This is a genomic window from Streptomyces sp. NBC_00435 (genome assembly GCF_036014235.1).
GTDB lineage: Bacteria > Actinomycetota > Actinomycetes > Streptomycetales > Streptomycetaceae > Streptomyces.
The window spans coordinates 3,943,691-3,966,608 of record NZ_CP107924.1; the positions used below are offsets into that span (position 1 = coordinate 3,943,691).

Genomic DNA, 22,918 nt, shown 5'->3' on the forward strand with positions numbered 1-22,918 from the left:
GCAGGTGTGGGGACACTTCCACAGCCGTTCGGGTGGCGGCTCGAACAGTCGTCGCCCAGAGTTCACCCTGACGACGGGGTTGATTCACTTGTGGTGCCGGAGTCGGTCGCGTTCGGGGGTCACCGTGGCACCGTGGGCACGAGACCGCCCCGGCCCGGCTCCCGGGCAGTAGTGCAGTAGGTCAAGAGAGGGACACGAGACATGCGGGACGCGTATCACGAGGAACTGGACTCGATCGGTGAAGGCCTGGTCGAGATGGCCCGGCTGGTCGGCTCCGCCATCGGGCGGGCCACGACCTCCATGCTCGACGCCGACCTGAAGCTCGCCGAGAGCGTCATCGCCGCCGACCAGAAGGTGGACGATCTCCAGCACGACCTGGAGGCCCGTGCCATCGCGCTGCTCGCACGCCAGCAGCCGGTCGCCACCGACCTGCGCATCGTCGTCACCTCGCTGCGCATGAGCGCGGACCTGGAGCGCTCGGGCGACCTGGCGCAGCACGTGGCCAAGCTGGCCCGGCTGCGCTTCCCGGACACGGCGGTCCCGCGCGACCTGCACGCGACCATCCTGGAGATGGGGCAGCTCGCGCAGCGTCTGATGGCGAAGGCCGCCGAGGTGATCATCACGAAGGACGTCGATCTGGCGCTCCAGCTGGAGCAGGACGACGACGAGATGGACCAGCTGCACCGCACGCTGTTCCAGCACCTGATGGACGACCGCTGGAAGCACGGCATCGAGACGGCGGTCGACGTGACGCTGCTGGGCCGCTACTACGAGCGCTTCGCGGACCACGCGGTGTCGGTCGCCAAGCGTGTCGTCTACCTGGTGACGGGCGAGCACGCGGACGAGCTCCAGCCGCCGACGCAGGTCGAGGGCGTCTGAGGCGTCCGAGGCGCGACGGGGCCGGATCGACAACGAGCCCCCAATGCGCCGTTGACTGAGCGGTGCGGCTGGGCATGAATGAGGGCGAAGGCACAACGCCTACGAGGAGGATCCATGCCCGATTCCCCCGTCCCCATCACCCCGGAGCAGGAAGCGCGGCCACCGGAGGGCCTGCGCCTGCCGCTGCTCGCGGCCTGCGGCTGCGGCTCGGGCTGCGGCTGCGGCTGCCAGTCCGGCGCTCCCTGCCAGTGCGGCGGCTGAGCCGGCCACCCGGTTCCCGTACGGATGAGGCCCCGTCCGATCCACTCGGCCGGGGCCTTTCCGTGCTCTCGTGGTGCCCCGCCGTTCAGAGTCGCTGCTTGGCGGCGACGACCAGGCCGGCGATGCCCTCGCGGGTGCGGTCCCGCCGGATCTCGAACTCCTCCCGGCTCCGCGTCTTGTGCACGACCTCGATGTCGGCGAAGAGCGCCTGCGCCCTCGCGCTCAGCGCCTCGTCACCGGTGAGCATCTGCAGCCGGAACAGGGCCTCTTGGGCGCTGGAGCGCAGCTCGTAGGACCGGGTCGCGACCTGCGCCGGGTCCTCGATCTGCCCGTATTCCCGCCCGTTCCTCACCCCGGCCGTGCAGAACCACAGGTGGACGAGGGTGCGCCGGAAGTTCACGAGCGCCCCCGCGTACGCGGTGTAGGCGTCGAGCCGCTCCTGGCGCAGCTTCTCCGACCGGGTGAACTCGTGCCCCCGGTCGGCCACCCGCTGCTGGAAGGCGAAGGTCACCCCTGACCCGAGCAGCGTCCCCAGAACCGCTATCGCACTGGCGATGATTGCTTCCACCAGGTCACCTGACCACGCCCTCCGCCCGCCCACAAGACCGCGAAAAGCCCCCCACCGGCGGGAGATCGCGGGTGGGGGGCGATGCGTGGCCGAAAGCTACTTCTTGCCCTGGTTCTTGACGGCCTCGATGGCGGCCGCCGCGGCGTCCGGGTCGAGGTAGGTGCCGCCCGGGTTGAGGGGCTTGAAGTTGGCGTCCAGCTCGTAGGAGAGCGGGATGCCGGTCGGGATGTTCAGGCCCGCGATGTCGGCGTCGGAGACTCCGTCGAGGTGCTTGACCAGCGCGCGCAGGGAGTTGCCGTGCGCGGCGACCAGGACGGTGTGGCCGTCGAGCAGGTCCGGGACGATCGAGTCGTACCAGTACGGGAGCATGCGGACGACGACGTCCTTGAGGCACTCGGTACGCGGGCGCAGCTCCGGCGGGATCGAGGCGTAGCGGGGGTCCTCGGACTGGGAGAACTCCGTGCCGTCCTCGAGGGCCGGCGGCGGGGTGTCGTACGAGCGGCGCCACAGCATGAACTGCTCCTCGCCGAACTCGGCGAGGGTCTGGGCCTTGTCCTTGCCCTGCAGGGCGCCGTAGTGGCGCTCGTTCAGGCGCCAGGAGCGGTGCACGGGGATCCAGTGACGGTCGGCTGCCTCCAGCGCCATCTGCGCGGTGCGGATCGCGCGCTTCTGGAGCGAGGTGTGCACGACGTCGGGGAGCAGGCCGGCGTCCTTGAGCAGCTCACCGCCGCGGACCGCCTCCTTCTCGCCCTTCTCGTTGAGGTTGACGTCCACCCAGCCGGTGAACAGGTTCTTCGCGTTCCATTCGCTCTCGCCGTGGCGGAGGAGGATCAGCTTGTACGGTGCGTCGGCCATGCGTACGAGCCTAATGGACGCACCCGGGCCCTCGCGCGCGGTGTGTACGGCGTGCGGGCGGTCTCCGATTGACGGCAGACGTCAATCCAGTGGCTCCGCGGGGCCGCTGTCCGTAGGGTCCGAATGTCTAGAAGGATGCTTACATCTCGGGGGGATTCCGTATGTCCGTTGCCAGTTTGAGGCGGGCCGCTCGCGAGAGCGTGTCGGGTCTGCCCCGCGAGTTCTGGTGGCTCTGGACGAGCACGCTGGTCAACAGGCTCGGGGCCTTCGTCGCCACATTCATGACCTTGTACCTGACCCTGGAGCGGGGCTATTCGGCCTCCTTCGTGGGACTTGTGGTGGCCCTGCACGGGCTCGGTGGTGTGGTGTCCTCCCTCGTCGCGGGGGTGCTGACGGACCGGCTGGGGCGGCGGCCCACGCTGATGGCGGCGCAGGCGTCGACCGCGTTCTCGGTGGCGCTGCTCGGGTTCATGGAGCACCCGGCGGCGATCGCCGCGGTGGCGCTGCTGGTCGGCATGACCTCGAACGCCTCGCGCCCGGCGGTGCAGGCGATGATGGCCGACATCGTCCGTCCGCAGGACCGGGTGCGGGCCTTCGCGCTGAACTACTGGGCCATCAACCTCGGCTTCGCCGTCAGTGCGACCGTGGCGGGCTTCGTCGCCGAGTACAGCTACCTGGCCGGGTTCCTCGGCGAGGCCGCCCTGACGCTGGTCTGCGCGGTGCTCGTGTACGTCAAGCTGCCGGAGTCGCGGCCCGAGCGGACGGCGGCGGAGAAGGCGGGCGCCGGGCCCGAGGTCGGTCTGGGTACGGTGCTGCGCGACGGGCGGTTCATGGGGGTGGTCGGGCTGTCGTTCCTGATCTCGCTGATCTTCATGCAGGGCTCGTTCGGGCTGCCGCTGGCGATGGGTGCGGCCGGGTTCTCCACGGCCGACTACGGCCTGGTCATCGGCGTGAACGGCCTGCTGATCGTGCTGCTGCAGATCCCGGTGACCCGTTTCATCGAGCACCGCGACCCGCAGAAGCTGCTGGTGATCTCGGCGCTGCTGGCCGGGTACGGGTTCGGGCTGACGGCCTTCGGGGGCTCGGTGTGGAGCCTGGCGCTGACGGTCTGCGTGTGGACGCTGGCCGAGATCGTCAACTCGCCCACCCAGATGGGCCTGGTCGCACGGCTCTCGCCGCTGCACGGGCGCGGCCGCTACCAGGGCATGTACACGATGTCGTGGGCGGTGGCCTCGCTGGTCGCGCCGCTGATGGCGGGCTTCGCGATCGAGCACTTCGGCGCGGCGTGGCTGTGGGGCTCGACGGCGTTCCTGGGAACCCTCGCGGCGGCGGGCTACTGGCTGCTGATGCGGGGGCTGCCCGCGGGAGGACCTGGCGAGGCAGGACCTGGCGAGGGAGGGTCTGCCGAGGCGGGGGGCTCCGCCGGAACCGTCGAACCCACCGCACTTGTCGCACCCGCCGCACCGGCTGAGCCCGACGTCGTGGCGGACCTCAGGCCGAAGGCCGCGTCAGGCTCTTGAAGGCGTCCAGGTTGCGCGTGGACTCGCCCCGCGCGACCCGCCATTCGTACTCCCGCCGGATGGCGCTCGCGAACCCCAGCTCCAGCAGCGTGTTGAAGGCTCCGTCCGCCGCCTCCAGGACCGTGCCGAGCAGCCGGTCCAGATCGTCCGGGGTGATCACTGACAGGGGGAGGCGGGCCGTCAGGTAGACGTCGCCGAGCGCGTCGACCGCGTAGGCCATGCCGTAGAGCTTGAGGTTGCGCTCCAGCAGCCAGCGGTGGACGCCCGCCTCGTTTTCGTCCGGGTGGCGGATCACGAAGGCGTTCACCGACAGGGAGTGCTTGCCGGCCTTGAGCGAGCAGGTGGTGCTCAGCTTGCGGGTGCCGGGGAGCTGGACCACGTAGGAGCCCGGCGCGGGGCTCTCCCAGCTCAGTTCCGCGCCGGTCAGGACTGCCTCGATGATCTCGGCGGTGTCAGCGTCAGCCATGGTGGGAGCGTACGTGACGGCGATGATCGTGCATCGCCCCCTGGTACACGTCCGCCGTACCGCTCGCGGCGGTGTCCCACCCGAAGAACTGCGCGTGCCGTGCGGCCGCCGCGCCCATCCGGTCCGCGAGCCCGGGTTCGTCCACGAAGCGCCGTAGCTCGCGGGCGTAGTCCACCGGGTCGTGGCCGGGTACGAGGATGCCCGTGACCCCGTCGTTGACGGCGACCGGCAGCCCGCCGACGGCGGCGGCCAGCACCGGCGTGCCGGTGGCCTGCGCCTCTATGGCCACCAGCCCGAAGGACTCGCTGTACGAGGGCATGACCAGCACGGACGCCGCCCGGAACCAGTCCGCGAGCGCGTCCTGCGCCACCGGCGGATGGAAGTGCACGAGGTCGGCGATGCCGAGCCTGGCGGCGAGCTTCTGCAGCCCCTCCGGCTTGGCGAGCCCGCTGCCGCTCGGCCCGCCGACGACGGGTACGAAGAGCCGGGCGCGCAGCGCCGGCTCCCGGTCCACCAGCTCCGCGACGGCCCGAAGCAGGATGTCGGGGGCCTTGAGCGGCTGGATGCGGCCGGCGAAGAGCGGGATGACGGCGTCCTGCGGCAGCCCGAGGCGGGCGCGGGCGGCGGCGCGGCCGTCGGCGACGGTGAAGCGGTCGAGGTTCACACCGGGGTGGACGACGGCGACCTTGGAGGGGTCGGCCTCGTAGTGCCGGACGAGTTCGTCGGCCTCCTCGGCGGTGTTCGCGATGAGCCGGTCGGCGGCGGCGACGATCTGGGTCTCGCCGATGACGCGGGCGGCGGGCTCGGGGGTGTCGCCCTCGGCGAGCGCCGCGTTCTTGACCTTGGCCATGGTGTGCATGGCGTGCACGAGCGGGACGCCCCAACGTTCGGCGGCGAGCCAGCCGACGTGGCCGGAGAGCCAGTAGTGGGAGTGGACGAGGTCGTAGTAGCCCGGGCGGTGGCGGGCCCAGGCCTGCATGACGCCGTGGGTGAAGGCGCACAGCTGGGCCGGCAGCTCCTCCTTGGCGAGACCCTCGTACGGGCCCGCGTCCACGTGCCGTACGAGGACTCCGGGCGCGAGCTCGACCACGGGCGGCAGGCCGCCGGTGGTGGCCCGGGTGAAGATCTCGACCTCGATGTTGATCGCGGCCAGCCGCTTGGCGAGCTCGACGATGTAGACGTTCATGCCGCCGGCGTCGCCGGTGCCGGGCTGGTGCAGCGGTGAGGTGTGCACGCTGAGCATCGCGACGCGGCGCGGCCTGCGGTGGCCGCCGACACCGGCGGGCAGCCGCAGGCGCGGCGGCTCGTGGCGGGTGCCCGAGCGGGCCGCGGCGAAGCGTCCGCCGATGCTGCCGCCGATGCTGCCGCCGATGCGGGACACGTACTGGCTCAAGGGAGCAGTTCCTCTCGCTCGGACGGCATGACGCGGAGAGCGCTGTCGGCGCTCTTCTAGGAGTGCAACCCGGATGGCCGTGTCCCGCATTCCGGGAGCGGGGGTTTTCCTGCGCCCGTACCGGATTTTTATCGGGCGGGAGCGCTCCGCTTACTCTCTGCACATGGCCTCCCGTTCCACCCCTCCCCCTCGCCGCCCCGTCGGCACGGTCACCCGCGGGACGACGAACCCGAACCGCCTGCGCCGCATGGACCGCTGGATCGCGGCGACGCACGGGGCGGCGCTGCGCCACGCGCAGGACCCGGTCGCGGTGGACCTGGGCTACGGGGCCGCGCCCTGGACCGCGGTGGAGCTGCTGGCGCGGCTGCGGGTGGCCGCTCCACGGGCCGGGTGGTCGGCATCGAGATCGAACCGGCGCGGGTGGCGGGCGCGAAGCCGTACGAGCGCGAGGGGCTGAGCTTTCGGCACGGCGGCTTCGAGGTGCCGCTCGAGGGCGGGGTCAGGCCGGCCCTGATCCGGGCGGCGAACGTGCTGCGCCAGTACGACGAGGAGCAGGTCGGGGCGGTGTGGGAGCGGCTGTGTTCCCGGCTGGCCCCCGGCGGGCTGCTGGTCGAGGGGACCTGCGACGAGATCGGGCGGCGGCACGTGTGGGTGGCGCTCGGGCCGGAGGGGGCGCGCACGGTGACGTTCGCGACCCGGCTGGGCTCCCTGGAGCGCCCCTCGGACCTGGCGGAACGGCTGCCCAAGGCGCTGATCCACCGCAACGTGCCGGGGGAGCCGGTGCACGCGTTCCTGCGCGATTTCGACCGGGCGTGGGCGGCCGCGGCCCCGTACGCCTCGTACGGGGCGCGGCAGCGCTGGATCCGGACGGCTCGGGCGCTGGCCGCGGACTGGCCGCTCGCGGACGGGCCGGTCCGGTGGCGTCAGGGGGAACTGACGGTGCGGTGGGAAGCGTTGAGGCCGTCGGGGTGACAGTGTCGGTGGGTACTGGTGGGACTCGTCGGGTGGATATCCACAAGGGTGTTGGATTTCACCGGCACGTGGCACCATCCCGAAGGCAATGACAAGTTACTGACGATTAATCAATCTTGTGTCTGGGGGGACCATGAGGAAACGACGACGGGGTTCGATCGCCCTCACTCTGCTCTGTGCGACGGCGCTGCTCGCCTCGCCCGGTCTGCTGGCCGGCACGGCGTTCGCGGCACCGGAGCCCCAGCAGGGCAAGTCCCTGGAGCAGGTCCGCGAGGAGATAGAGGACCTCTACCGCCAGGCCGGCGCCGCGACGGACGCCTTCAACCTCGCGGAGAGCGAGGCCAGGACGCAGTCCGCCAAGATCGTGGAGATCGCCAACCTGGTCGTCGCCGGGCAGGACCGGATCACCTCCCTGAAGGACCGCGCGGGCGCGGCCGCCCGCGCGCAGTACCGGTCGGGCGGGCTGCCGCCGGGCGCGCAGCTGGCCCTGAGCAACAATCCGACGCAGTTCCTGGACGGTTCCGACCGGCTGCGCCAGGGCGAGAAGGCGACCTCGGACCTGCTCTCCGAACTGAACCGTACCCAGGACGACTTGCGGCAGTACGCGAAGGAGGCCACCGCGCACTGGGAGACGCTGGAGGCCAACCGGGTCAAGCAGGAGACCTCGAAGAAGCAGGTCGAGGAGAAGATCAAGGCGGCGGAGGAGCTGGAGAGCAAGCTGGAGGCCGAGCAGAAGGCCCGGCTGATCCAGCTGGAGCAGGAAGCGCAGTACAAGGCGCAGGCGGCGTGGCTGTCCTCGGGCGCGATGAACGGCGTGAAGGGCTCGGCGGCCAGCGAGGCGGGCAAGCGGGCCGTGCAGTTCGCGACGGGCCAGATCGGCAAGCCGTACGTGTGGGGCGCGGAGGGACCGGGCTCGTACGACTGCTCCGGACTGACCTCGCAGGCCTGGCTCGCGGCGGGCAAGCGGATCCCGCGCACCTCGCAGGAGCAGCTGCGGCTGCCGAAGGTCGCGATCAAGGACATGCGGCCGGGCGACCTGATCATCTACTTCGACGACGCGACCCACGTCGGGATGTACATCGGGGACGGCGCGATCGTCCACGCCCCGCGCCCCGGCCGCAACGTCACCCTGACGGGCGCGGGCTCCATGCCGATCAAGGCCGTGGTCCGGCCGGACGCGTAGCCGGACGCGTAGCCGGACATGCAGCCCGGCGGGCGTCCGGGCGGGCAGCCCGGCGGGACGTTGCCGGACGTCCCGCGGGAGACTTTCGGACGTCTCGCTGGGCGGGACGCCACGCCCGGGCTCCGTGACGTTGGTCATGCGGCGGCGCGGACTTTCCCCTGCGATAACGGCATATGCCGGAGCCTCCGGCCGGACCTGGCATTCCGCTTGCTCCGTCGCGCCGCTAGGGTCTCCGGACGAGCGAACCCCCGAGGGGGCGGGAAGGAACCGGAGACCATGCCCGTACCCGTACCGCGGCAGAGGGAGATCCCGGGCACCGAGAGCGGCCCGGGCGGCCAGTCATCGCTCACCCTGCTGGTGATCGAGGACGACCCCGCCGGCGGCCTCACCGTCCCCGAGATACTCGACGCCGACGGCCACCGCATCCGGCTGCGCAGCGCACGCAACCTCACGGAGGCCGCCCGGCTGCTCACCCCGGACGTGAACTGCGTGCTGCTCGACCTCGCGCTCCCGCACGGCCCCGGCGAGGCCGGCGACCCCTTCGGCGCCCTGCGCCAGGTGCTCCGCATCGCCCCGCGCCACGCCGTCCTGGTCCTCACCGGCGAGGAGGACGCGGAGCGCGCCGCCGAGGCCGTACGCGTGGGGGCCCAGGACTTCCTGTTCCGCGACGAGCTCGACGGGCGGCTGCTCAGCCGCGCCATCCGGTACGCCGTGGAGAGAAAACGGGCGGACATCGCCCAGTACAAGCTTGCAGAATCGAAACTGCGGGCCCAGGAGAACGCCCGCCTGGAGCGCGGACTGCTCCCGCACCCGCTCCTGGAGGGCTCCGACCTCCGGTTCGCCGCCCGCTACCGCCCCGGCCGCAGCCGCGCACTGCTCGGCGGGGACTTCTACGACACCGTCCGCACCCCCGACGGCACCGTCCACGCCATGATCGGCGACGTCTGCGGCCACGGCCCGGACGAAGCCGCCCTCGGCGTGGAGCTGCGCATCGCCTGGCGTGCGCTGACCCTGGCCGGCCTGTGCGGGGACGACCTGCTCGCCACCCTCCAGGAGGTCCTGGAGGTCGAGCGCCCCTGCGAGGAGATCTTCGCGACGCTGTGCACGGTGGACATCGCCCCGGACGGCCGCCGCGCGGGCCTGTGCCTGGCGGGCCATCCGGCGCCGCTGATATCCAGGCCGGGCCGCCCCGCGCGGCTGCTCCCGTACGAGAACAGCGGCCCGGCGCTCGGTCTGCTGCCCCGGGCACGCTGGCCGCGCCGCCAGGTCGAACTGGGCGGCACCTGGAGCCTGATGCTCTACACCGACGGCCTGATCGAGGGCCGGATCGGCCTCGGCAGGGAGCGGCTCGGGCAGGACGGCATGGTCGAGATGATCAACCGGCACCTGGACGACGGGCTGAGCGGCGAGGGCCTGCTGGAGGCCGCCGTGACCGAGGCCCGCCGGCTCAACGGCGGGGAGCTGACGGACGACGTCGCCGTCGTCCTCCTCTCACGCTCCGAAGGCTGACGGGCCGCGGATCGCGGCGGCCGACTGCCGACTGCCGGCCGTGGACCGCCGGCCGCCGGCCGCCGGGTCAGCGTCCGCCGTTGTAGGGCCCGTACGGCCCGTCGCTGCTGCTGCCGCCGCTGCGCCGGCCACCGCCGCCCGAGACCTGCTTGAGGGCCGGCCGCACGTCCACGAAGAACACGATGGTGGCGACGAGCCCGGCGATCTCCAGGAAGAGCATCCCCAGGAAGAAGTCCACCAGGACCGTGACGCCGAGGATGACCAGCCAGAAGGTCTTGGTCTGCTTGTCCGCCGCGCGGTACGCGTCCTCGCGGGCCACCAGCGCCATCACGAAGGCCACGACGGCGAGCCCGAGCATGGCGAACCCGAGCAACGGAAGCACACCGGTATCGAACCCGTCCATCAACATCGTCTGACCGCCTTCTCACGCCTCGCTCGCCGGATGCCGCCTGACTCCACGCTACCGGCAGAGCCCCTTTCACAAACACCAACGGACCGGACGCCCCTCGGGTGCCCGGTCCGTCGTACGCTGCTCAGCTCTCGTCGGCCGCCGCGGCGGCGGCCTTCTTGGCCGGGGCCTTGCGCGCGGCGGGCTTCCTCGCGGCGGGCTTCTCCCCGGAGTCGGAGGCCTCGGGAGCGGAGGCCTCGGGAGCGGAGGCCTCGGCGGCGTCCGCCTCAGTGGCTTCCGGCCCGGCAGCCGTCTCCGGCTCGGGCTCCACGACGACGGCGATGTCGACGATCTCCTCGGAGACCTCGCCGCGCCAGGCCCGTACGGCCTGCTCGCCGTGCTCGGCGACCTTCTCGTAGGCCTCCTTGGCCTTGACCGCGTACTCGGCGGCCACGCCGACCCCGCGCAGCGCCAGGTCCTGGGCCGTCTCCCCGAGCTTCTTCGGGTCGATCGCCCCGAACACCTCGGCGACCTTGGCGCTGACCGCCTCCTGGGCCTCCTTGGCCTTCTCCTGGACGATCTTCGTGTCGGTGTTGCGCACGGCGTCGAGGCGCGCGGGGGCCTCGACGCGCAGCTGCTCGATGAGGCCGGGAACCTTCCTGGCCTGCTGTACGGCGAGGTCGGCGGTGCCGGCGGCGAAGTAGAGGGGGGTCGGGTCGGTGAGGGTCTTCTTCAGGTCATCGGCGATGGCCATGTGGTGGTCCTCCCGGATCACAGTCTCAGTTCGTGTGGTGCGTCTCGGCATCGGTACCGGCATCGGCTCCGTCGGTGGCGGCGGCCCGCGTCGAGGCCTCCGCTTCCGCCTCGGCGGCGTTCTCCTTGCGGAAGGACTCGTAGATCTGGAGCAGCACCTGCTTCTGCCGCTCGCTGATCGACGGATCGGCGAGGATCACCGCCCTCGTCTCGACCTCGTCCCGGTCGCGCTCGTCCAGGATTCCGGCCTGCACGTAGAGCGTCTCGGCGGAGATCCGCAGCGCCTTGGCGAGCTGCTGCAGGATGTCCGCGCTCGGCTTGCGCAGCCCGCGTTCGATCTGACTGAGGTACGGATTCGACACCCCCGCCGCATCGGCCAGCTGCCGCAGCGAGAGCTGCGCCTGCCGCCGCTGCTCGCGCAGGTACTCGCCGAGGTTCCCGACGTTGAGCGATGCCATGCCCCGATCCTGCCGCACCTTGCTAACTATTGCAAGCACCCGCTTGCAATAGCTCCCACCCACCCCCGACCCGTCAGCCGTGGACTTGTCGAATATCGATATGCCCCCCTAGTCTGAGCATATCGAGAATCGATATGAGGGGATGCAGTGAAGACGCGACTGACGAAAATCCTGGCCACGGTGACCTTCGTGCTGGCCGTACTCAGCGGGATCAGCTTCATCGGCACGGGCATCGCGCACCTGGTCGACGACGGGGCCGTCTGCGTGCAGACGGGCTTCTGGGCCAACGCCTCACTGGCGGACCCGCTGCCGGTGGGCACGGGCGTGAAGGCGTCCAGCAGCGCCACGCGCCTCTGCCAGGACAGTCCCTCCGCGGGCCAGCGCGCCGCCGATCTCGGGGGCGAGCTGCCCTGGCTGCTGTTCGGCTCCGTCACGCTGCTCCTCTTCTCCCGGCTGCTCAAGGCCGTCCTGCTGCGGGGGCCGTTCACCGACGGGGTGGCGAAGCGCCTCTCCGTCCTCGGCTGGTTCGTCGCCGCGGGCACGCCGCTGGCCGGCCTCGTCGTCGGCTGGTCGCAGTCCTGGCTCGTCGGGAGCATGGTGCCGATGGTGGGCTCCGGGCCGACGGTCTCCGGACCGCAGGTGCTCCTCTTCGCCGGCCTCGCCGCAGTGATCATGGGCAGGATCATGCGCGAGGGCGTGCGCATGCGAGAGGACCTCGAAGGGACCATCTGATGCCCGAAGAGGAACTCCACACGATCCGGATCCATCTCGACCGGGTACTGGCCGAGCGCGGCATGACGCTCACCGAACTGGCCGCGCAGGTGGGCATCACGGTGGTCAACCTGTCCGTGCTCAAGAACGGGCGGGCCAGGGCCATCCGCTTCTCGACGCTGTCGAGGATCTGCGAAGTCCTCGGGTGCCAGCCCGGAGACCTGATCACCCACGACCCCGCCGAACCGCACTAGGGCCGGTCGGATCCCGCCGGGCCGGCGCGCCGCCGCAGGCGGCGGCCCGGGTCAGTGGGCGCTGCGGAACGTGCGCCGGTAGGCGTCCGGGGGGACGCCCACGCTGCGGTTGAAGTGGCGGCGCAGCGTCGTGGCGGTGCCCATGCCGGTGGCCGTGGCGATGGTGTCGACCGTGTCGTCGGTGGTCTCCAGGAGTTCCTGGGCGTGGCGGATGCGCTGGGTGTGGAGCCACTGCAACGGGGTGGTGCCGGTCAGGGACTTGAAGTGGCGGCCCAGGTGGCGTGAGCTCATCCGCGCCTGGCGGGCCAGGTCCTCCACGGTGAGCGGCTCGTCCAGCCGCTGGAGGGCCCAGGGGAAGAGCGCGGTGAGGGGATGGTTGCCCGGGGTGGGGACGGGGGTGGCGATGAACTGGGCCTGGCCGCCGTCGCGGTGCGGTGCCACGACCAGCCGGCGGGCGATCCTGTTGGCGTTCGACGAACCGTGGTCGAGGCGGACGAGGTGCAGGCACAGGTCCATGGCGGCCGCCTTGCCGGCGGAGGTGAGCACGTCGCCGTTGTCCACGTAGAGCACATCGGGGTCCACCGTGATCGCCGGGTGGCGTCGGGCCAGTTCCCGGGCGTGCGCCCAGTGCGTGGTGGCGCGCTTGCCGTCCAGCAGGCCGGCGGCCGCCAGGACGAAGGCCCCCGTGCACAGGGAGACCACGCGCGCGCCCGCCTCGTGGGCCGCGCGCACCGCTTCGACGAGCTCGGCCGGCGGGTCCCGGTCGACGTCGGCCCAGCCCGGGACGATCACGGTGTCGGCACGGCGGAGATGGTCGAGTCCGTGGTCGGGCCGCAGGTGGAAGCGGTCCACCTGGACGGGTCCCGGCCCGCACAGCGCGAACTCGTACCAGGGGTCCACGACATGGGTCAGGTCCGCGCCGAAGACCTCGATGGCCAGGGACAGCTCGAAGTGCAGCATGCCGTCGGTGACGGCCAACGCAACAGAGTGCATGTCCGGAATTGTATGGGCCATGTCGTTCCAGACACTCGTCCGAGGTGCTCCTCCCCGACAGGATGTCCGTAATGGATCTCAGCGGATCAGCCGCCGATCCTTCGCGCACGTTCGAGTACGAGGGAGCAACCTCATGGGATCGGGTCAGACGGTGGCGGTGTTCGGTGCGTACGGGCACACCGGGCGGTTCGTGGTGGCGGAGCTGACCGGACGCGGGTTCGTCCCGGTGCTGTCCGGCCGGGACGCCGGCAAGCTGGCGGCGCTGGCCGACGGGACCGGCCTGGAGGCACGCGTGGCGTCGGTCGACGACCCGGCCTCGCTCGACCGCGCCCTGGCCGGCACCGCGGCCGTGATCAACGCCGCCGGGCCGTTCGCCTCCACGACCGCCCCGGTGATCGAGGCGGCCCTGCGGGCCGGGATCCCGTACCTGGACGTGGCCGCCGAGATCGAGGCCAACCTCGACACCTTCGCGCACTTCGCCGACCGGGCCCGCGAGGCCGGGGCCGTGATCGTCCCGGCCATGGCCTTCTTCGGAGGGCTGGGGGACCTGCTGGCGACCGCGGCGATGGGCGACTGGACCGAGGCCGACGAGGCGCACATCGCGTACGGGCTGAGCAGCTGGCACCCCACCCCCGGGACGCGCCTGTCGGGCGCGGTCTCCCGGGAGCGGCGCGGCGACTACCGGCTGCGCTACGCCGCCGGCCGGTGGGAGCACCGCACGGACGCCCCGCCCACCCTGGAATGGGCCTTCCCCGAGCCGATGGGCCCGCGTCCGGTGGTCGGGGAGTTCACGATGGCCGACGTCGTGACCGTACCCAGCCACCTGGCCATCCCCGACGTGACCACCTACATGACGGCGGAGGCGGCCCGCGACGTCGTCGCCCCCGACACCCCCACGCCGGCCGCGGCCGACGGGAGCGGCCGGTCCGACCAGACCTTCCTCATCGACGCCGTCGTGCGCTCGGGCGACACCGAACGGCGCGCCGTCGCCCGCGGCCAGGACATCTACGCCGTCACCGCGCCCCTCGTCGTGGAGGCACTCGACCGCGTTCTCAGCGGACGCACCCGTGCGGTCGGCGTCGCCTCCGCGGGAAAGATGTTCGACGCCCCCGACTTCCTCAGTGCGCTGGCTCCGCACATCACCCTGGAACTGACGGCCCCGCAGGCAGTGCCGACGTCGCGATGACCACCGTCGCGTAGTACTCCTCGGAGGTCACCGCCCGCACCGACAGCCCCGCCCCCGTCAGCGCCGAGGCCGTGACCGGGGACTGGCGGGCGCTCGTCTCGATCAGCAGCCGTCCGCCCGGCGCGAGCCAGGGCGGGGCCCCGGCCGCCACCCGGCGGTGGATGTCGAGGCCGTCCGCGCCACCGTCCAGGGAGACGGGCGGTTCGTGGTCGCGGGCCTCCGCCGGCAGCAGGCCGATCTCCGACGTGGGCACGTACGGGGCGTTGACCACCAGGATGTCCACCCGGCCGCGGAGCGCCGCGGGCAGGGGAGCGTACAGGTCGCCCTCCCACACCCGACCGCCGTACGGGGCCACGTTGCGCCGGGCGTACCCGAGCGCGACCGGGTCGATGTCCGCCGCGTGCAGTTCGGCGCCGGGCACCTGCGCGGCCACGGCCGCGCCCAGCGCGCCCACCCCGCAGCACAGGTCCACGACCACCGCGCCGGGCCTGGCCAGCGCCACCGCCTCCTGCGCGAGGAACTCGCTGCGCCGGCGCGGTACGAAGGCCCCCTCGCCGACCTCCATGCGCAGCCCGCAGAACTCCGCCCAGCCGACGACGTGTTCCAGCGGCTCGCCCGCCACCCGCCGGGCCACCAGCCCGTCCAGGTGCCCGGCGTCCGCGGCGGCGGCCCGCAGCAGCTCCGCCTCCTCCTCCGCGAAGACGCAGCCCGCCGCGCGCAGGGTTTCCACCAGTGTTGCCAACTGCCTCAGTCCTCGGATTTCCACTTCACACGACGATCGCACGGTCTCAGAAGATGTCCGGACACCACGGCCGGCGGGCCGTACGGAACACCGCGTCCGCGAGCGCCAGCGCCCCGGGGAGCTCTTCGGTGATCCCGCCGAGCGCACCCAGCCGCACCGCCGACCCGTCGCCGAGGTACAGCGCCCCCAGCGCGGCCACGTCCAACCGCAGCCCGGCCGGCTCCTCCGTCCGTACGCAGTCCCCCGCGCCCGCGTCCAGCCGGTAGCGACCGGCCGCCAGGCCCGCCCGGTCGGTCACCTCCAGCACCAGGACCCCGGGTACGGCGTACGTCCGCGCGCTCAGGGCCCGTACGACGTCCAGGATCCGCACCCACAGCCAGTCCGCCGAGGTCACCACCCGGGCGGCACGCGCGTCCGGGATCAGCCCGGTGACCAGGTCGTCGGGGGCGCGGAAGCCGGTGCGGACCTTCAGCACCCAGTCGATGGAGCACAGGAAGTGCCACAACGCCCGCTCCGCCTCCGGGGTGACCGCGATGAGCTGCTTGACCCGCAGGGTGTTGAGGGGGACCTTCGCGTCGGTCCAGTTGCCGTCCGTGCCGTACCTGACCAGGCCGGTCACCTCGCCCCGGGCCGTCCGGTACACGGCGTGGAACCCGGGCTCGTACGGGTGGTGCGACATCTCCTCCGCCCCCGTGGTCAGCCGCCACCAGCGGGCATCGCGGCTCACGACGCCCGGCGTGAGCGCCCGCAGCCGGTCGTGCAGTTCCGGCCCGGTCCTGCGCACCTCGGCGACGTCCACCAGCTCGATGCTCCCGCCCTCCGCGGGCGCGGCCCAGCGCGCGTCGAGGCCGGTGCGCGGTACGTCGATCTCCCACTCCGCGACGGAGGTCGCGGGCCCGTACCCGTACCGCCCGTAGATCGGGTACTCGGCGGCGATCAGCGTGGACAGCACGTCGCCGCGCGCCGCGGCCGCGGCCAGTTCGGCGTTCATCATCCGGGTCAGCAGGCCCTGCCTGCGGTGCGTGGGCAGCACGGTCACGTTCGTGACGGCGCTCGCCGGGACGAACGCCCCGCCCGGGACGGTCAGTTCCTGCGGGAAGGAACGGAAGGTCGCCACGCACCGGCCGGTGGCGGTGTCGAACCCGCCCTGTGTGCGCGTCGGATCGGCGTACTCGGCCAGCCACTCGACATCGGCTGCCGTCGCTTCCTGCGCACGCAGGAAGCCGGTGTGCTGGGCGTGCAGCCAGCCGGAGAGCTCGGATGCGGTGATCGGTCGGACGTCAACGCTCATAACGGCCCACGCTAATCGGCCGGCCGGGGTGCGTCGCCCGATTTTCCCCGTGTCCGCCGGCCCTGCCCACGACCCACTCGCTCAGGCGAGCAGGTCGTCCACCTGGGCCTCGCCCTCCCGGTAGCGCCGGGTGATCTCGGTGCTGCAGTCGTCCGCCGTGCGCTGGAGCTGCTGGCGGCGCCGCGAGACCTGCTGCTCGTAGCGCACCAGCCGGCCCAGGCCCTCGTGGAGTTCCTCGTCCGTGCGCGCACCCAGGTCGGAGAGCTCCACGTCGGACAGCATCTCGGCGACCAGCAGCCGGTACTCCTCCCCGTGCGGGGTGCCGAGCGTGACGTGCCGGGCGGAGGCGCTGCGGCTGGACGGGGCGTCCGCGAGGATCTCCGAGAGCCGGTCCACCACCGGCGCCTCGGGGTCCGTGCGCCGGGCGAGCTCGGCGCGCAGGATGTCGATGCGGCCCTGGAGCAGCCGGCGTACGTAGCTCAGGTCGGCCTCGTCGCGCTGCGCGTCGCGGCGCAGCGCGCGCAGCTCCGGCAGGCCGAGCGCGGTGGTCGCCGTCGGCGGGGTGTCCGCGGCGCCGGTCCGCTGCGCGGGCGGGCGTGGCGCGGGCGCGTCGGCGGACGCGGCGCCCGCGGCGGGCACGGCGGACGCGACGGTCGCCGCGGACGAGCCGGGTGCGACGGGTCCGACGGGTGCGATGGGCGCAGAAGCAGGTGCGGAGGTACCAGAGATGTTCATGCGTTCGTGTCCGTCCCCTCGACCGGTGCTGGGGGCACCGCCTGCGTGCATCGTGCCACTCTCCGTGGTGCCGGTGCAGTCCCACTCCACCCGATCGGCCCCGGACGGGTGCAAGCCTGGTACACAGGTGGTATGCGAGCAGTGGTGCAGAGGGTGGACGGCGCGAGCGTCGTGGTGGCCGGCGAGACCGTCGGGGAGATCGTCGGCGAGGGGCTGTGCGTCCTGGTGGGGGTGACCCACGACGACACCCCGGAGAAGGCGGCGCTGCTGGCGCGCAAGCTGTGGTCGGTGCGGATCCTGGAGGCCGAGAAGTCCTGCAGCGACGTGGACGCGCCGCTGCTGGTGATCTCGCAGTTCACGCTCTACGGCGACGCCCGCAAGGGCCGCCGCCCCACGTGGAACGCGGCCGCGCCCGGCCCGGTCGCCGAGCCTCTCGTGGACGAGGTGGTGGCGCAGCTGCGGGCGCTGGGCGCGACGGTGGAGACGGGCCGGTTCGGCGCGGACATGAGGGTCTCGCTGACCAACCACGGCCCGTTCACCATCGTCATCGACATCTAGCGCGCGGCGCCCGCGCCGCGACGGCGCCAAGACGCTACGGCGCTACGGCGCTACGACGACCTCCTGCGCGGCCGCCGTGCTGCCCACCAGCAGCGGCGCGTCCACCGGAACGTTCCTCTTGACCAGCGCGAGCGCGATCGGGCCGAGCTCGTGGTGGCGGACCGAGGTGGTCACGAAGCCCAGCTGGCGGCCCTCCTCCCCGTCCGCGGCCAGTCGTACGGGCGCGCCGTGCGCCGGGAGCAGCACGTCGGAGCCGTCCAGGTGGAGGAAGACCAGCCGGCGCGGCGGCTTCCCCAGGTTGTGGACGCGGGCCACCGTCTCCTGGCCGCGGTAGCAGCCCTTCTGCAGGTGCACGGCGGTACCGATCCAGCCCAGCTCGTGCGGGATGGTGCGGTGGTCGGTCTCCAGGCCGAGCCGCGGCCGGTGCGCCTCGACGCGCAGGGCCTCGTACGCGAGCAGGCCGGCGGCCGGGCCGTGGGCGGCGGCGAAGGCCTCCAGTTCCGCGCGGGGCAGGAACACGTCGCGGCCGTAGGAGGTCTCCCGTACGGCGTGTTCCTTGGCGATCTCGGCGACGGAGCCGGCCGGCAGGTGGACGACGGCGAACTCGGCGGTCCGGTCGGCGACTTCGACGCGGTAGAAGAACTTCATCGACTCCAGGTAGGCGATCAGCGCCTCCTGGGTGCCGGGCTCCACGTGCATCCAGGTCGTCTCCCCGTCGTCGACGAGGTAGAGCGCGTGCTCGATGTGGCCGTTCGCGGAGAGGATCAGGGCCTCGGTGGCCTCGCCGGCCGGGAGCGCGGTGACGTGCTGAGTGATCAGCAGGTGCAGCCAGCTCAGCCGCTCCGGGCCGGTGACGGTGACGACACCGCGGTGGGAGAGGTCGACGAAACCGCGGCCGTCCGCGAGGGTGCGCTGTTCTCCGTACAGCTCTCCGTAGTGGGCGGCGACGCCCTCGTCGCGGTCTTCGGCCTGTACGGCGCCGGGGAGATGGAGCAAGGGGCTGCTGGTCATGGCACCAGCCTACGACCCCGCACGGAGCAGTCCTAGGCCCGGCCGCCGGGCTCGTCGTGGCGCTTGGCGGCGCACTTCTTGCAGCGGCCGAAGATCGCGAAGTGCTTCATGTCGGTTTCGAAGCCGAAGGTGGCGCGGAGCTTGGACGTGAACTCGGCGGCGACGTCCACGTCCGCCTCGATGACGTCGCCGCAGTCGCGGCAGACCAGGTGGATGTGGTGGTGCCGGTCGGCGAGGTGGTAGGTGGGCGCACCATGGCCGAGGTGGGCGTGCGAAACCAGCTTGAGCTCCTCCAGGAGCTCCAGCGTGCGGTAGACCGTGGAGATGTTGACCCCGGAGGCCGTCTTGCGCACCTCGGCCAGGATCTCGTCCGGGGTCGCGTGCTCCAGGGCGTCGACAGCCTCCAGCACCAGCTGGCGCTGCGGGGTCAGGCGGTATCCGCGCTGGCGCAGGTCGCTCTTCCAGTCGCCACCGCCAGCGGCGGCGATGCTCTCGGTGCTGTCGGTGGTCACCACCCGGCCAGTGTAGGCCTCGGGCCAGCGCGGGGGCAGCGGGGAGGCGGAACCGGGCGGCACCGGCAGGTACGCGTTCGGGAGCCCCCGGCGCCCAGGGCTGCCGGGGGCTCCCGCACGGTACGGCGGCGGATCAGCGGAAGAAGGCGATGCCGTCGTCCGGCATGTCCGGGAGATTGCGCGCCATCTCGGCGACCTCCTCGGGCGTGACGACCTTCTTCAGCTGGGCCGACATGTACGGGCGCAGCTCCACGTCGGGGGTGGTCTTCTCCCCGACCCACATCAGGTCGCCCTTGACGTAGCCGTAGAGCCGCTTTCCGCCGGTGTGCGGACGGGCGGTCGCGGTACGCGCCACGGCGTCGGTGACCAGGTCGATCTGCGGCTTCTGGTCGGCGAGGTCGCCGTACCAGATCTCCACGACGCCCTGGTCGCGGACCATGACGATCTCGACCTTGCGCTGGGCGTCGATGCGCCAGTAGCCGGACTCGGACTCGAGCGGCCGCACCTTGTTTCCCTCGGCGTCGAGGACCCAGCTGTGCGAGTGGTACTCCAGGAAGTCCCGGCCGTCGTGGCTGAAGACGACTTCCTGGCCGAAGTTGCACTTCTCCTCACCGGGGAAGTCGAAGACGCCTGCGCCCTCCCAGTTGCCGAGGAGGAAGGCGAGGGGAACGAGACCCGGGTTCAGGTCGGACGGGATCTGGATCATGGATGGGTGCTCAGGCGATCTGTGGGGAGGGGTTCCGGTATCCGGGGCGGGCAGCGGGAGATCTGCGGGAGATCAGCGCTGGCCCTGGTACAGCTTCTTCACGGCCAGTCCGGAGAAGGCGAGAACGCCGACGCAGACCAGGACCAGCAGGGAGGTGAAGACTGCCTCAAGCACGGGGTGCTCCTCGGAGTGTTAAAGGGTGGCGTTACGGGGCCGGTCCCCAAGCCTACTGGCCTGGGGACCGGTGCACTCGGTGAGGTAGCCCGTACGACGGGTCCCGTGCTAGCCGAGCAGCTGGTGCTGGAGGATCACCGTCTGGTGGAACGGGACGGCCGCCACCTCGCCCTTGCGGGTCTGGAGGATGACGGCCACGAGGTCACCGGAGCGGATGCAGCCGATCTTGGCCTGCTCGTCGCCGACCGGGTCCGACTCCGCGTAGAGCGAGACGCCGGTGAGGGACGGCGTGGACTGGCCGCCCTTGGCCTTGGTCCAGTCCACGTCCACGATCGTCCGGGTGCCCTTCAGCTGCATGTTCAGGTTGCAGCCCTTGAAGGTGCCGGCGAAACCGGAGGAGTGGAACCGCAGCAGGTAGACACGGGTGCGGGTGCCGTCCGGCGTGGTCCAGCCACGGCCGACGATCTGGCGCAGACCCTCGTCGGCGAAGTCCGTCTTCAGGCCCTCGCGCGCGGCGTCCTCGTACTCCGTCAGGAAGTTGTCCGCCGTCACCGCCTCGTCCTTCTCCAGCTTCATCGTGGAGTCGGGGGTGGAGCCACTGGGCGGTGGCAGGAGCAGCTGGGTGAGACCGGCGTAGTGGATGCCGTCCTCGTTGTCCTTCGCGAACGGCAGGGCGGCGCCCGCCGGCAGTGTCGGCCTGGCCAGCGCCGGGTACGTCCAGCGGCCGTCGGCCTTGGTGGACAGGCCCGGGATGTCGGTGCGCTCGGGCTGGGTGACGCCGTACGCGACACCCGTGCCGACGGCGCCGAAGACCAGGACGGCGGCGGTCCAGCGCAGCGCGGCGAACAGCCTGCGGCGGTCCCTGGGCGCGGCCGGGACGTCGGGGGCCGCGAAGGGGTTGGCCGCGAGCGGGTCGGCGGCGAACGCCTCGGCCCGCGCCGTTCCGTCCGCGGGGACGAGAGCGGGGGCGGCCGGGGCCGCGCCCTGCGCGGGCACGGTGGCCTCGAGAGCGGTGTCGGTGACCACGGAGGACTGCGGCACGGCGTCCTGCGTGGGCGCCGGGACGGCTCCGGTGGTGTTCTGCTCGGTCACACGGACTCCCCGGGGGACTTCAGGTGGCTCATCTGGTTCTTGAAGAACGCGACGGCGTCGGAGGTGGAGAAGGGCTTGGGACCGTAGGCCCGGAAGGTGACGGCCACGTCGCCCTGCACGGCCGTGCAGTCGATCGAGTCGATCTTTTCCTTGTTCTCCTCGCCGATCGCCAGCAGCGCGCACTTGGCATCCGGGAACCCGTCCACCTTCGGTGCCTCCCGCTTGTCGCCGGCGAGCTCGAGGAGCTTCTTGGTGACCTCGGAGAGGTTGCCCACGGCCTTGGGGTCGGCCTGCATGATGCGGACCTCCGCGACCCAGGCGCCCGCGCCCTTCACGTAGGTACGGCCGGCCAGACCCTTGAGCTTCAGCTCGGCCAGCGTCTCCTCGCGCTTCTTGCGCTGAGAGGTGGACAGGCCGCTGCGGGACTCGTTGAAGCCCTCGATCGCCTTCTCGCCGGAGACGAAGAAGTTGTTGCCGTCCGACCCCATGTCCGGTCCGAGCTTGAAGCCGGTCGGGACCGGAAGCAGCTTGCCGGACAGGGCGTTCGGCGGCACGGGACCCGCCTCCGCGGGCTGCTCCACGCGATCGCCGACCGGGACCCAGTAGGCGGTGGGCGCGTCCCGGTCGGCATCCGCGATCGCGGAGGACGCCCAGACGCCACCGCCCACGAGGGCGGCCACGGCCACGACACCCACGACCAGGGCGAACGCCTTGCGGTTGAACGTGCGCACGGGCCGCACCGGCACGACGGGGTACGGGTCCGGGTAGGTCGCCCCGGGAGCCGCGGCCGCCCCGGGCGCCGGCTGGGCCTCGGCCGAAACCTCGGCGGGGACCGGGGTCACGTCGTTCTGCGGCTCGGTCACAGTCGCTCCAGCTGTCGCTTGGCCAGGTCCACGACATCGCCTTCGGCGATCTTGCCCCGGTTGTTCACATAGTGGATTTCGATCACGATGTCCCCGCGGCGGGCTATGGCCCGGGCGGTACGCATCGGGAGGTAGCCCGGCTTCTCGTCGGCCTCCGAGTACACCCAGACGTGCCCCAGCTTCGAGGGGGTGCCCGGAATGTCCACACCGTCATTGCCCGCGTACTTCTTGTCGGGCATGTACGAGGACTGTTCGCGCACGTAGTCGTCCGCCCCGTCACGGTCGGAGAACTGCAGCAGGTCGACGTCGACGAAATTCCTGTCGTCCTCCGACCAGCTCACCGAGGCGATCCGGCGGGTCCCGTCACCGGCGAATCCGCGCAGCGCGCGGTCGGGGAACTCGAAGCCCAGCGCGAGGAAGTCGAGGCTGTTGTAGCCCGAACCCTCCTTCTTCGCACCGCCCGGCGCCTCGATCAGCAGCTTGGTGAGGTCGTCGTCCGTCTTGTGCCAGCGGTTGGCGTTGATCGTCTTGTTCGTCGTGGCGTCATCGGGCGCGATCGCCTTCGGCGAGACCAGTCCCGCCTGCGCCAGCGGTGCCAGCGGCGTCGGTTCGCGGTCGTACTGGATCGCGTAACCGGTGACCGTACCCGCGAGGACGCCGAGGAGGACCGCGCCGGCGATCAGGAGGACCGTGCGGCCTCCGCGGCGGCGGGGACCGGCCTGAACAGCGTCGGGAGTGCCCTGTTCCGGGTCGTTCTCCTCCTCTTTCCGCTGCTCGGGAAGGGTCTGTTCGTGTTCCAAGAGAAGTCCCCCGCAAGGCCTGGAGTCGCGAGTCGATTGATCGCGTACAGAGAGGACACGCTGCCCTGCGGAGATGTTGTACTCA

At 71.8% G+C, this 22,918-nt stretch carries 26 protein-coding genes and 1 pseudogene; 10 read left to right on the plus strand and 17 right to left on the minus strand.

Annotation, left to right across the window (positions count from 1 at the left end; genetic code table 11):
• Positions 1-201 precede the first annotated feature (201 nt).
• Both phoU and OG389_RS18020 read left to right on the plus strand, forming a co-directional pair.
• Positions 202-879: a phosphate signaling complex protein PhoU gene (phoU, locus tag OG389_RS18015; protein WP_112449136.1), complete on the plus strand. Its 678-nt coding sequence runs from the start codon at positions 202-204 to the stop codon at positions 877-879.
• Positions 880-993: 114 nt separating this feature from the next.
• A complete protein-coding gene (locus tag OG389_RS18020; RefSeq protein ID WP_215023077.1) occupies positions 994-1,140 on the plus strand; it encodes a hypothetical protein in 147 nt (48 codons plus the stop codon).
• 85 nt (positions 1,141-1,225) lie between these two features.
• Here OG389_RS18020 and OG389_RS18025 read toward each other — a convergent pair whose 3' ends face one another.
• Positions 1,226-1,708, minus strand: coding sequence for a hypothetical protein (locus OG389_RS18025; protein WP_328299517.1), 483 nt, complete (start codon positions 1,706-1,708; stop codon positions 1,226-1,228).
• A 96-nt stretch (positions 1,709-1,804) separates the two neighbouring features.
• The gene (locus OG389_RS18030) at positions 1,805-2,563 is read right to left on the minus strand and encodes a phosphoglyceromutase (RefSeq protein WP_328299518.1); all 759 of its coding nucleotides are present in this window, start codon (positions 2,561-2,563) and stop codon (positions 1,805-1,807) included.
• A gap of 161 nt (positions 2,564-2,724) precedes the next feature.
• Here OG389_RS18030 and OG389_RS18035 point away from each other — a divergent pair, with 161 nt between their 5' ends.
• Positions 2,725-4,083: an MDR family MFS transporter gene (locus tag OG389_RS18035; protein ID WP_328299519.1), complete on the plus strand. Its 1,359-nt coding sequence runs from the start codon at positions 2,725-2,727 to the stop codon at positions 4,081-4,083.
• Here the strand turns inward: OG389_RS18035 and OG389_RS18040 are convergent.
• On the minus strand, positions 4,055-4,549 hold the full coding sequence (locus OG389_RS18040) for a YbjN domain-containing protein (RefSeq protein WP_328299520.1): 495 nt from the start codon (positions 4,547-4,549) through the stop codon (positions 4,055-4,057). The two genes, OG389_RS18035 and OG389_RS18040, sit on opposite strands and share 29 nt — an antisense overlap.
• Entirely contained in the window at positions 4,542-5,942 is a 1,401-nt protein-coding gene (mshA, locus tag OG389_RS18045; protein ID WP_443059300.1) for a D-inositol-3-phosphate glycosyltransferase, read from the minus strand. The genes OG389_RS18040 and mshA overlap by 8 nt, the downstream gene beginning before the upstream one ends.
• Positions 5,943-6,105: 163 nt before the next feature.
• Between mshA and OG389_RS18050 the strand changes: the two are divergent.
• From OG389_RS18050 to OG389_RS18060, 3 genes and pseudogenes are all read left to right on the plus strand, one after another.
• Positions 6,106-6,914 (plus strand): annotated as a pseudogene (locus OG389_RS18050) (class I SAM-dependent methyltransferase).
• Positions 6,915-7,047: 133 nt separating this feature from the next.
• On the plus strand, positions 7,048-8,097 hold the full coding sequence (locus tag OG389_RS18055) for a C40 family peptidase (protein WP_328299521.1): 1,050 nt from the start codon (positions 7,048-7,050) through the stop codon (positions 8,095-8,097).
• A gap of 276 nt (positions 8,098-8,373) precedes the next feature.
• Positions 8,374-9,606 carry a PP2C family protein-serine/threonine phosphatase gene (locus OG389_RS18060; RefSeq protein ID WP_328299522.1) on the plus strand — a complete coding sequence of 411 codons (1,233 nt, stop codon included), beginning with the start codon at positions 8,374-8,376 and terminating at the stop codon, positions 9,604-9,606.
• Positions 9,607-9,673: 67 nt separating this feature from the next.
• Here the strand turns inward: OG389_RS18060 and OG389_RS18065 are convergent, their stop codons facing one another.
• The 3 genes from OG389_RS18065 to OG389_RS18075 all read right to left on the minus strand — a co-directional run bounded on the left by OG389_RS18065 (position 9,674) and on the right by OG389_RS18075 (position 11,205).
• Entirely contained in the window at positions 9,674-10,015 is a 342-nt protein-coding gene (locus OG389_RS18065) for a DUF2516 family protein (RefSeq protein WP_328299523.1), read from the minus strand.
• A 124-nt stretch (positions 10,016-10,139) separates the two neighbouring features.
• The gene (locus OG389_RS18070) at positions 10,140-10,748 is read right to left on the minus strand and encodes a hypothetical protein (RefSeq protein ID WP_328299524.1); all 609 of its coding nucleotides are present in this window, start codon (positions 10,746-10,748) and stop codon (positions 10,140-10,142) included.
• A gap of 25 nt (positions 10,749-10,773) precedes the next feature.
• Positions 10,774-11,205 (minus strand): helix-turn-helix domain-containing protein, encoded by a 432-nt coding sequence (locus tag OG389_RS18075; protein WP_328299525.1) that lies wholly within the window; start codon positions 11,203-11,205, stop codon positions 10,774-10,776.
• Positions 11,206-11,352: 147 nt separating this feature from the next.
• On the opposite strand from OG389_RS18075, the gene OG389_RS18080 reads away from it, so the two are divergent.
• Both OG389_RS18080 and OG389_RS18085 read left to right on the plus strand, forming a co-directional pair.
• On the plus strand, positions 11,353-11,937 hold the full coding sequence (locus OG389_RS18080; RefSeq protein ID WP_328299526.1) for a DUF2975 domain-containing protein: 585 nt from the start codon (positions 11,353-11,355) through the stop codon (positions 11,935-11,937).
• Positions 11,937-12,170: a helix-turn-helix domain-containing protein gene (locus tag OG389_RS18085; protein ID WP_328299527.1), complete on the plus strand. Its 234-nt coding sequence runs from the start codon at positions 11,937-11,939 to the stop codon at positions 12,168-12,170. Before OG389_RS18080 ends, OG389_RS18085 begins: the two co-directional genes overlap by 1 nt.
• Before the next feature lie 51 nt (positions 12,171-12,221).
• Here OG389_RS18085 and OG389_RS18090 read toward each other — a convergent pair whose 3' ends face one another.
• The gene (locus OG389_RS18090) at positions 12,222-13,163 is read right to left on the minus strand and encodes a helix-turn-helix domain-containing protein (RefSeq protein ID WP_328299528.1); all 942 of its coding nucleotides are present in this window, start codon (positions 13,161-13,163) and stop codon (positions 12,222-12,224) included.
• A gap of 133 nt (positions 13,164-13,296) precedes the next feature.
• On the opposite strand from OG389_RS18090, the gene OG389_RS18095 reads away from it, so the two are divergent.
• Entirely contained in the window at positions 13,297-14,349 is a 1,053-nt protein-coding gene (locus OG389_RS18095; protein ID WP_328299529.1) for a saccharopine dehydrogenase family protein, read from the plus strand.
• On the opposite strand, the gene OG389_RS18100 is transcribed toward OG389_RS18095, so the two are convergent.
• The 3 genes from OG389_RS18100 to OG389_RS18110 form a co-directional block, all read right to left on the minus strand.
• On the minus strand, positions 14,303-15,091 hold the full coding sequence (locus tag OG389_RS18100) for a putative protein N(5)-glutamine methyltransferase (RefSeq protein ID WP_443059301.1): 789 nt from the start codon (positions 15,089-15,091) through the stop codon (positions 14,303-14,305). The two genes, OG389_RS18095 and OG389_RS18100, sit on opposite strands and share 47 nt — an antisense overlap.
• Before the next feature lie 46 nt (positions 15,092-15,137).
• Positions 15,138-16,382 (minus strand): GNAT family N-acetyltransferase, encoded by a 1,245-nt coding sequence (locus tag OG389_RS18105; protein WP_328299530.1) that lies wholly within the window; start codon positions 16,380-16,382, stop codon positions 15,138-15,140.
• An 81-nt stretch (positions 16,383-16,463) separates the two neighbouring features.
• Positions 16,464-17,117 carry an RsiG family protein gene (locus OG389_RS18110; RefSeq protein ID WP_328299531.1) on the minus strand — a complete coding sequence of 218 codons (654 nt, stop codon included), beginning with the start codon at positions 17,115-17,117 and terminating at the stop codon, positions 16,464-16,466.
• Positions 17,118-17,249: 132 nt separating this feature from the next.
• On the opposite strand from OG389_RS18110, the gene dtd reads away from it, so the two are divergent.
• The gene (dtd, locus tag OG389_RS18115) at positions 17,250-17,675 is read left to right on the plus strand and encodes a D-aminoacyl-tRNA deacylase (protein WP_328299532.1); all 426 of its coding nucleotides are present in this window, start codon (positions 17,250-17,252) and stop codon (positions 17,673-17,675) included.
• A gap of 42 nt (positions 17,676-17,717) precedes the next feature.
• Here the strand turns inward: dtd and ygfZ are convergent, their stop codons facing one another.
• From ygfZ to OG389_RS18145, 6 genes are all read right to left on the minus strand, one after another.
• Positions 17,718-18,686: a CAF17-like 4Fe-4S cluster assembly/insertion protein YgfZ gene (gene ygfZ / locus OG389_RS18120; RefSeq protein WP_328299533.1), complete on the minus strand. Its 969-nt coding sequence runs from the start codon at positions 18,684-18,686 to the stop codon at positions 17,718-17,720.
• A 32-nt stretch (positions 18,687-18,718) separates the two neighbouring features.
• The gene (locus OG389_RS18125; RefSeq protein WP_328299534.1) at positions 18,719-19,201 is read right to left on the minus strand and encodes a Fur family transcriptional regulator; all 483 of its coding nucleotides are present in this window, start codon (positions 19,199-19,201) and stop codon (positions 18,719-18,721) included.
• Between the two features lie 130 nt (positions 19,202-19,331).
• Complete coding sequence (locus OG389_RS18130) at positions 19,332-19,904, minus strand: FABP family protein (protein ID WP_328299535.1); 573 nt, start codon at positions 19,902-19,904, stop codon at positions 19,332-19,334.
• Between the two features lie 282 nt (positions 19,905-20,186).
• Positions 20,187-21,170 (minus strand): hypothetical protein, encoded by a 984-nt coding sequence (locus OG389_RS18135; RefSeq protein ID WP_328299536.1) that lies wholly within the window; start codon positions 21,168-21,170, stop codon positions 20,187-20,189.
• Positions 21,167-22,033 (minus strand): hypothetical protein, encoded by an 867-nt coding sequence (locus OG389_RS18140; protein WP_328299537.1) that lies wholly within the window; start codon positions 22,031-22,033, stop codon positions 21,167-21,169. The genes OG389_RS18135 and OG389_RS18140 overlap by 4 nt, the downstream gene beginning before the upstream one ends.
• Entirely contained in the window at positions 22,030-22,833 is an 804-nt protein-coding gene (locus OG389_RS18145) for a hypothetical protein (protein WP_328299538.1), read from the minus strand. The genes OG389_RS18140 and OG389_RS18145 overlap by 4 nt, the downstream gene beginning before the upstream one ends.
• Between the last annotated feature and the right edge of the window lie 85 nt (positions 22,834-22,918).

What these genes read in the sequence shown, in the direction of transcription:
- OG389_RS18060 (WP_328299522.1), top strand. Translation starts at nt 8,374, where the DNA reads ATGCCCGTACCCGTACCGCGGCAGAGGGAGATCCCGGGCACCGAGAGC.
- OG389_RS18065 (WP_328299523.1), bottom strand. Translation starts at nt 10,015, where the DNA reads ATGTTGATGGACGGGTTCGATACCGGTGTGCTTCCGTTGCTCGGGTTC.
- ygfZ (WP_328299533.1), bottom strand. Translation starts at nt 18,686, where the DNA reads ATGACCAGCAGCCCCTTGCTCCATCTCCCCGGCGCCGTACAGGCCGAA.
- OG389_RS18030 (WP_328299518.1), bottom strand. Translation starts at nt 2,563, where the DNA reads ATGGCCGACGCACCGTACAAGCTGATCCTCCTCCGCCACGGCGAGAGC.
- dtd (WP_328299532.1), top strand. Translation starts at nt 17,250, where the DNA reads ATGCGAGCAGTGGTGCAGAGGGTGGACGGCGCGAGCGTCGTGGTGGCC.
- OG389_RS18130 (WP_328299535.1), bottom strand. Translation starts at nt 19,904, where the DNA reads ATGATCCAGATCCCGTCCGACCTGAACCCGGGTCTCGTTCCCCTCGCC.
- OG389_RS18085 (WP_328299527.1), top strand. Translation starts at nt 11,937, where the DNA reads ATGCCCGAAGAGGAACTCCACACGATCCGGATCCATCTCGACCGGGTA.
- OG389_RS18055 (WP_328299521.1), top strand. Translation starts at nt 7,048, where the DNA reads ATGAGGAAACGACGACGGGGTTCGATCGCCCTCACTCTGCTCTGTGCG.
- OG389_RS18020 (WP_215023077.1), top strand. Translation starts at nt 994, where the DNA reads ATGCCCGATTCCCCCGTCCCCATCACCCCGGAGCAGGAAGCGCGGCCA.
- OG389_RS18090 (WP_328299528.1), bottom strand. Translation starts at nt 13,163, where the DNA reads ATGCACTCTGTTGCGTTGGCCGTCACCGACGGCATGCTGCACTTCGAG.
- OG389_RS18110 (WP_328299531.1), bottom strand. Translation starts at nt 17,117, where the DNA reads ATGAACATCTCTGGTACCTCCGCACCTGCTTCTGCGCCCATCGCACCC.
- phoU (WP_112449136.1), top strand. Translation starts at nt 202, where the DNA reads ATGCGGGACGCGTATCACGAGGAACTGGACTCGATCGGTGAAGGCCTG.
- OG389_RS18075 (WP_328299525.1), bottom strand. Translation starts at nt 11,205, where the DNA reads ATGGCATCGCTCAACGTCGGGAACCTCGGCGAGTACCTGCGCGAGCAG.
- OG389_RS18095 (WP_328299529.1), top strand. Translation starts at nt 13,297, where the DNA reads ATGGGATCGGGTCAGACGGTGGCGGTGTTCGGTGCGTACGGGCACACC.
- OG389_RS18070 (WP_328299524.1), bottom strand. Translation starts at nt 10,748, where the DNA reads ATGGCCATCGCCGATGACCTGAAGAAGACCCTCACCGACCCGACCCCC.
- OG389_RS18105 (WP_328299530.1), bottom strand. Translation starts at nt 16,382, where the DNA reads ATGAGCGTTGACGTCCGACCGATCACCGCATCCGAGCTCTCCGGCTGG.
- OG389_RS18035 (WP_328299519.1), top strand. Translation starts at nt 2,725, where the DNA reads ATGTCCGTTGCCAGTTTGAGGCGGGCCGCTCGCGAGAGCGTGTCGGGT.
- OG389_RS18040 (WP_328299520.1), bottom strand. Translation starts at nt 4,549, where the DNA reads ATGGCTGACGCTGACACCGCCGAGATCATCGAGGCAGTCCTGACCGGC.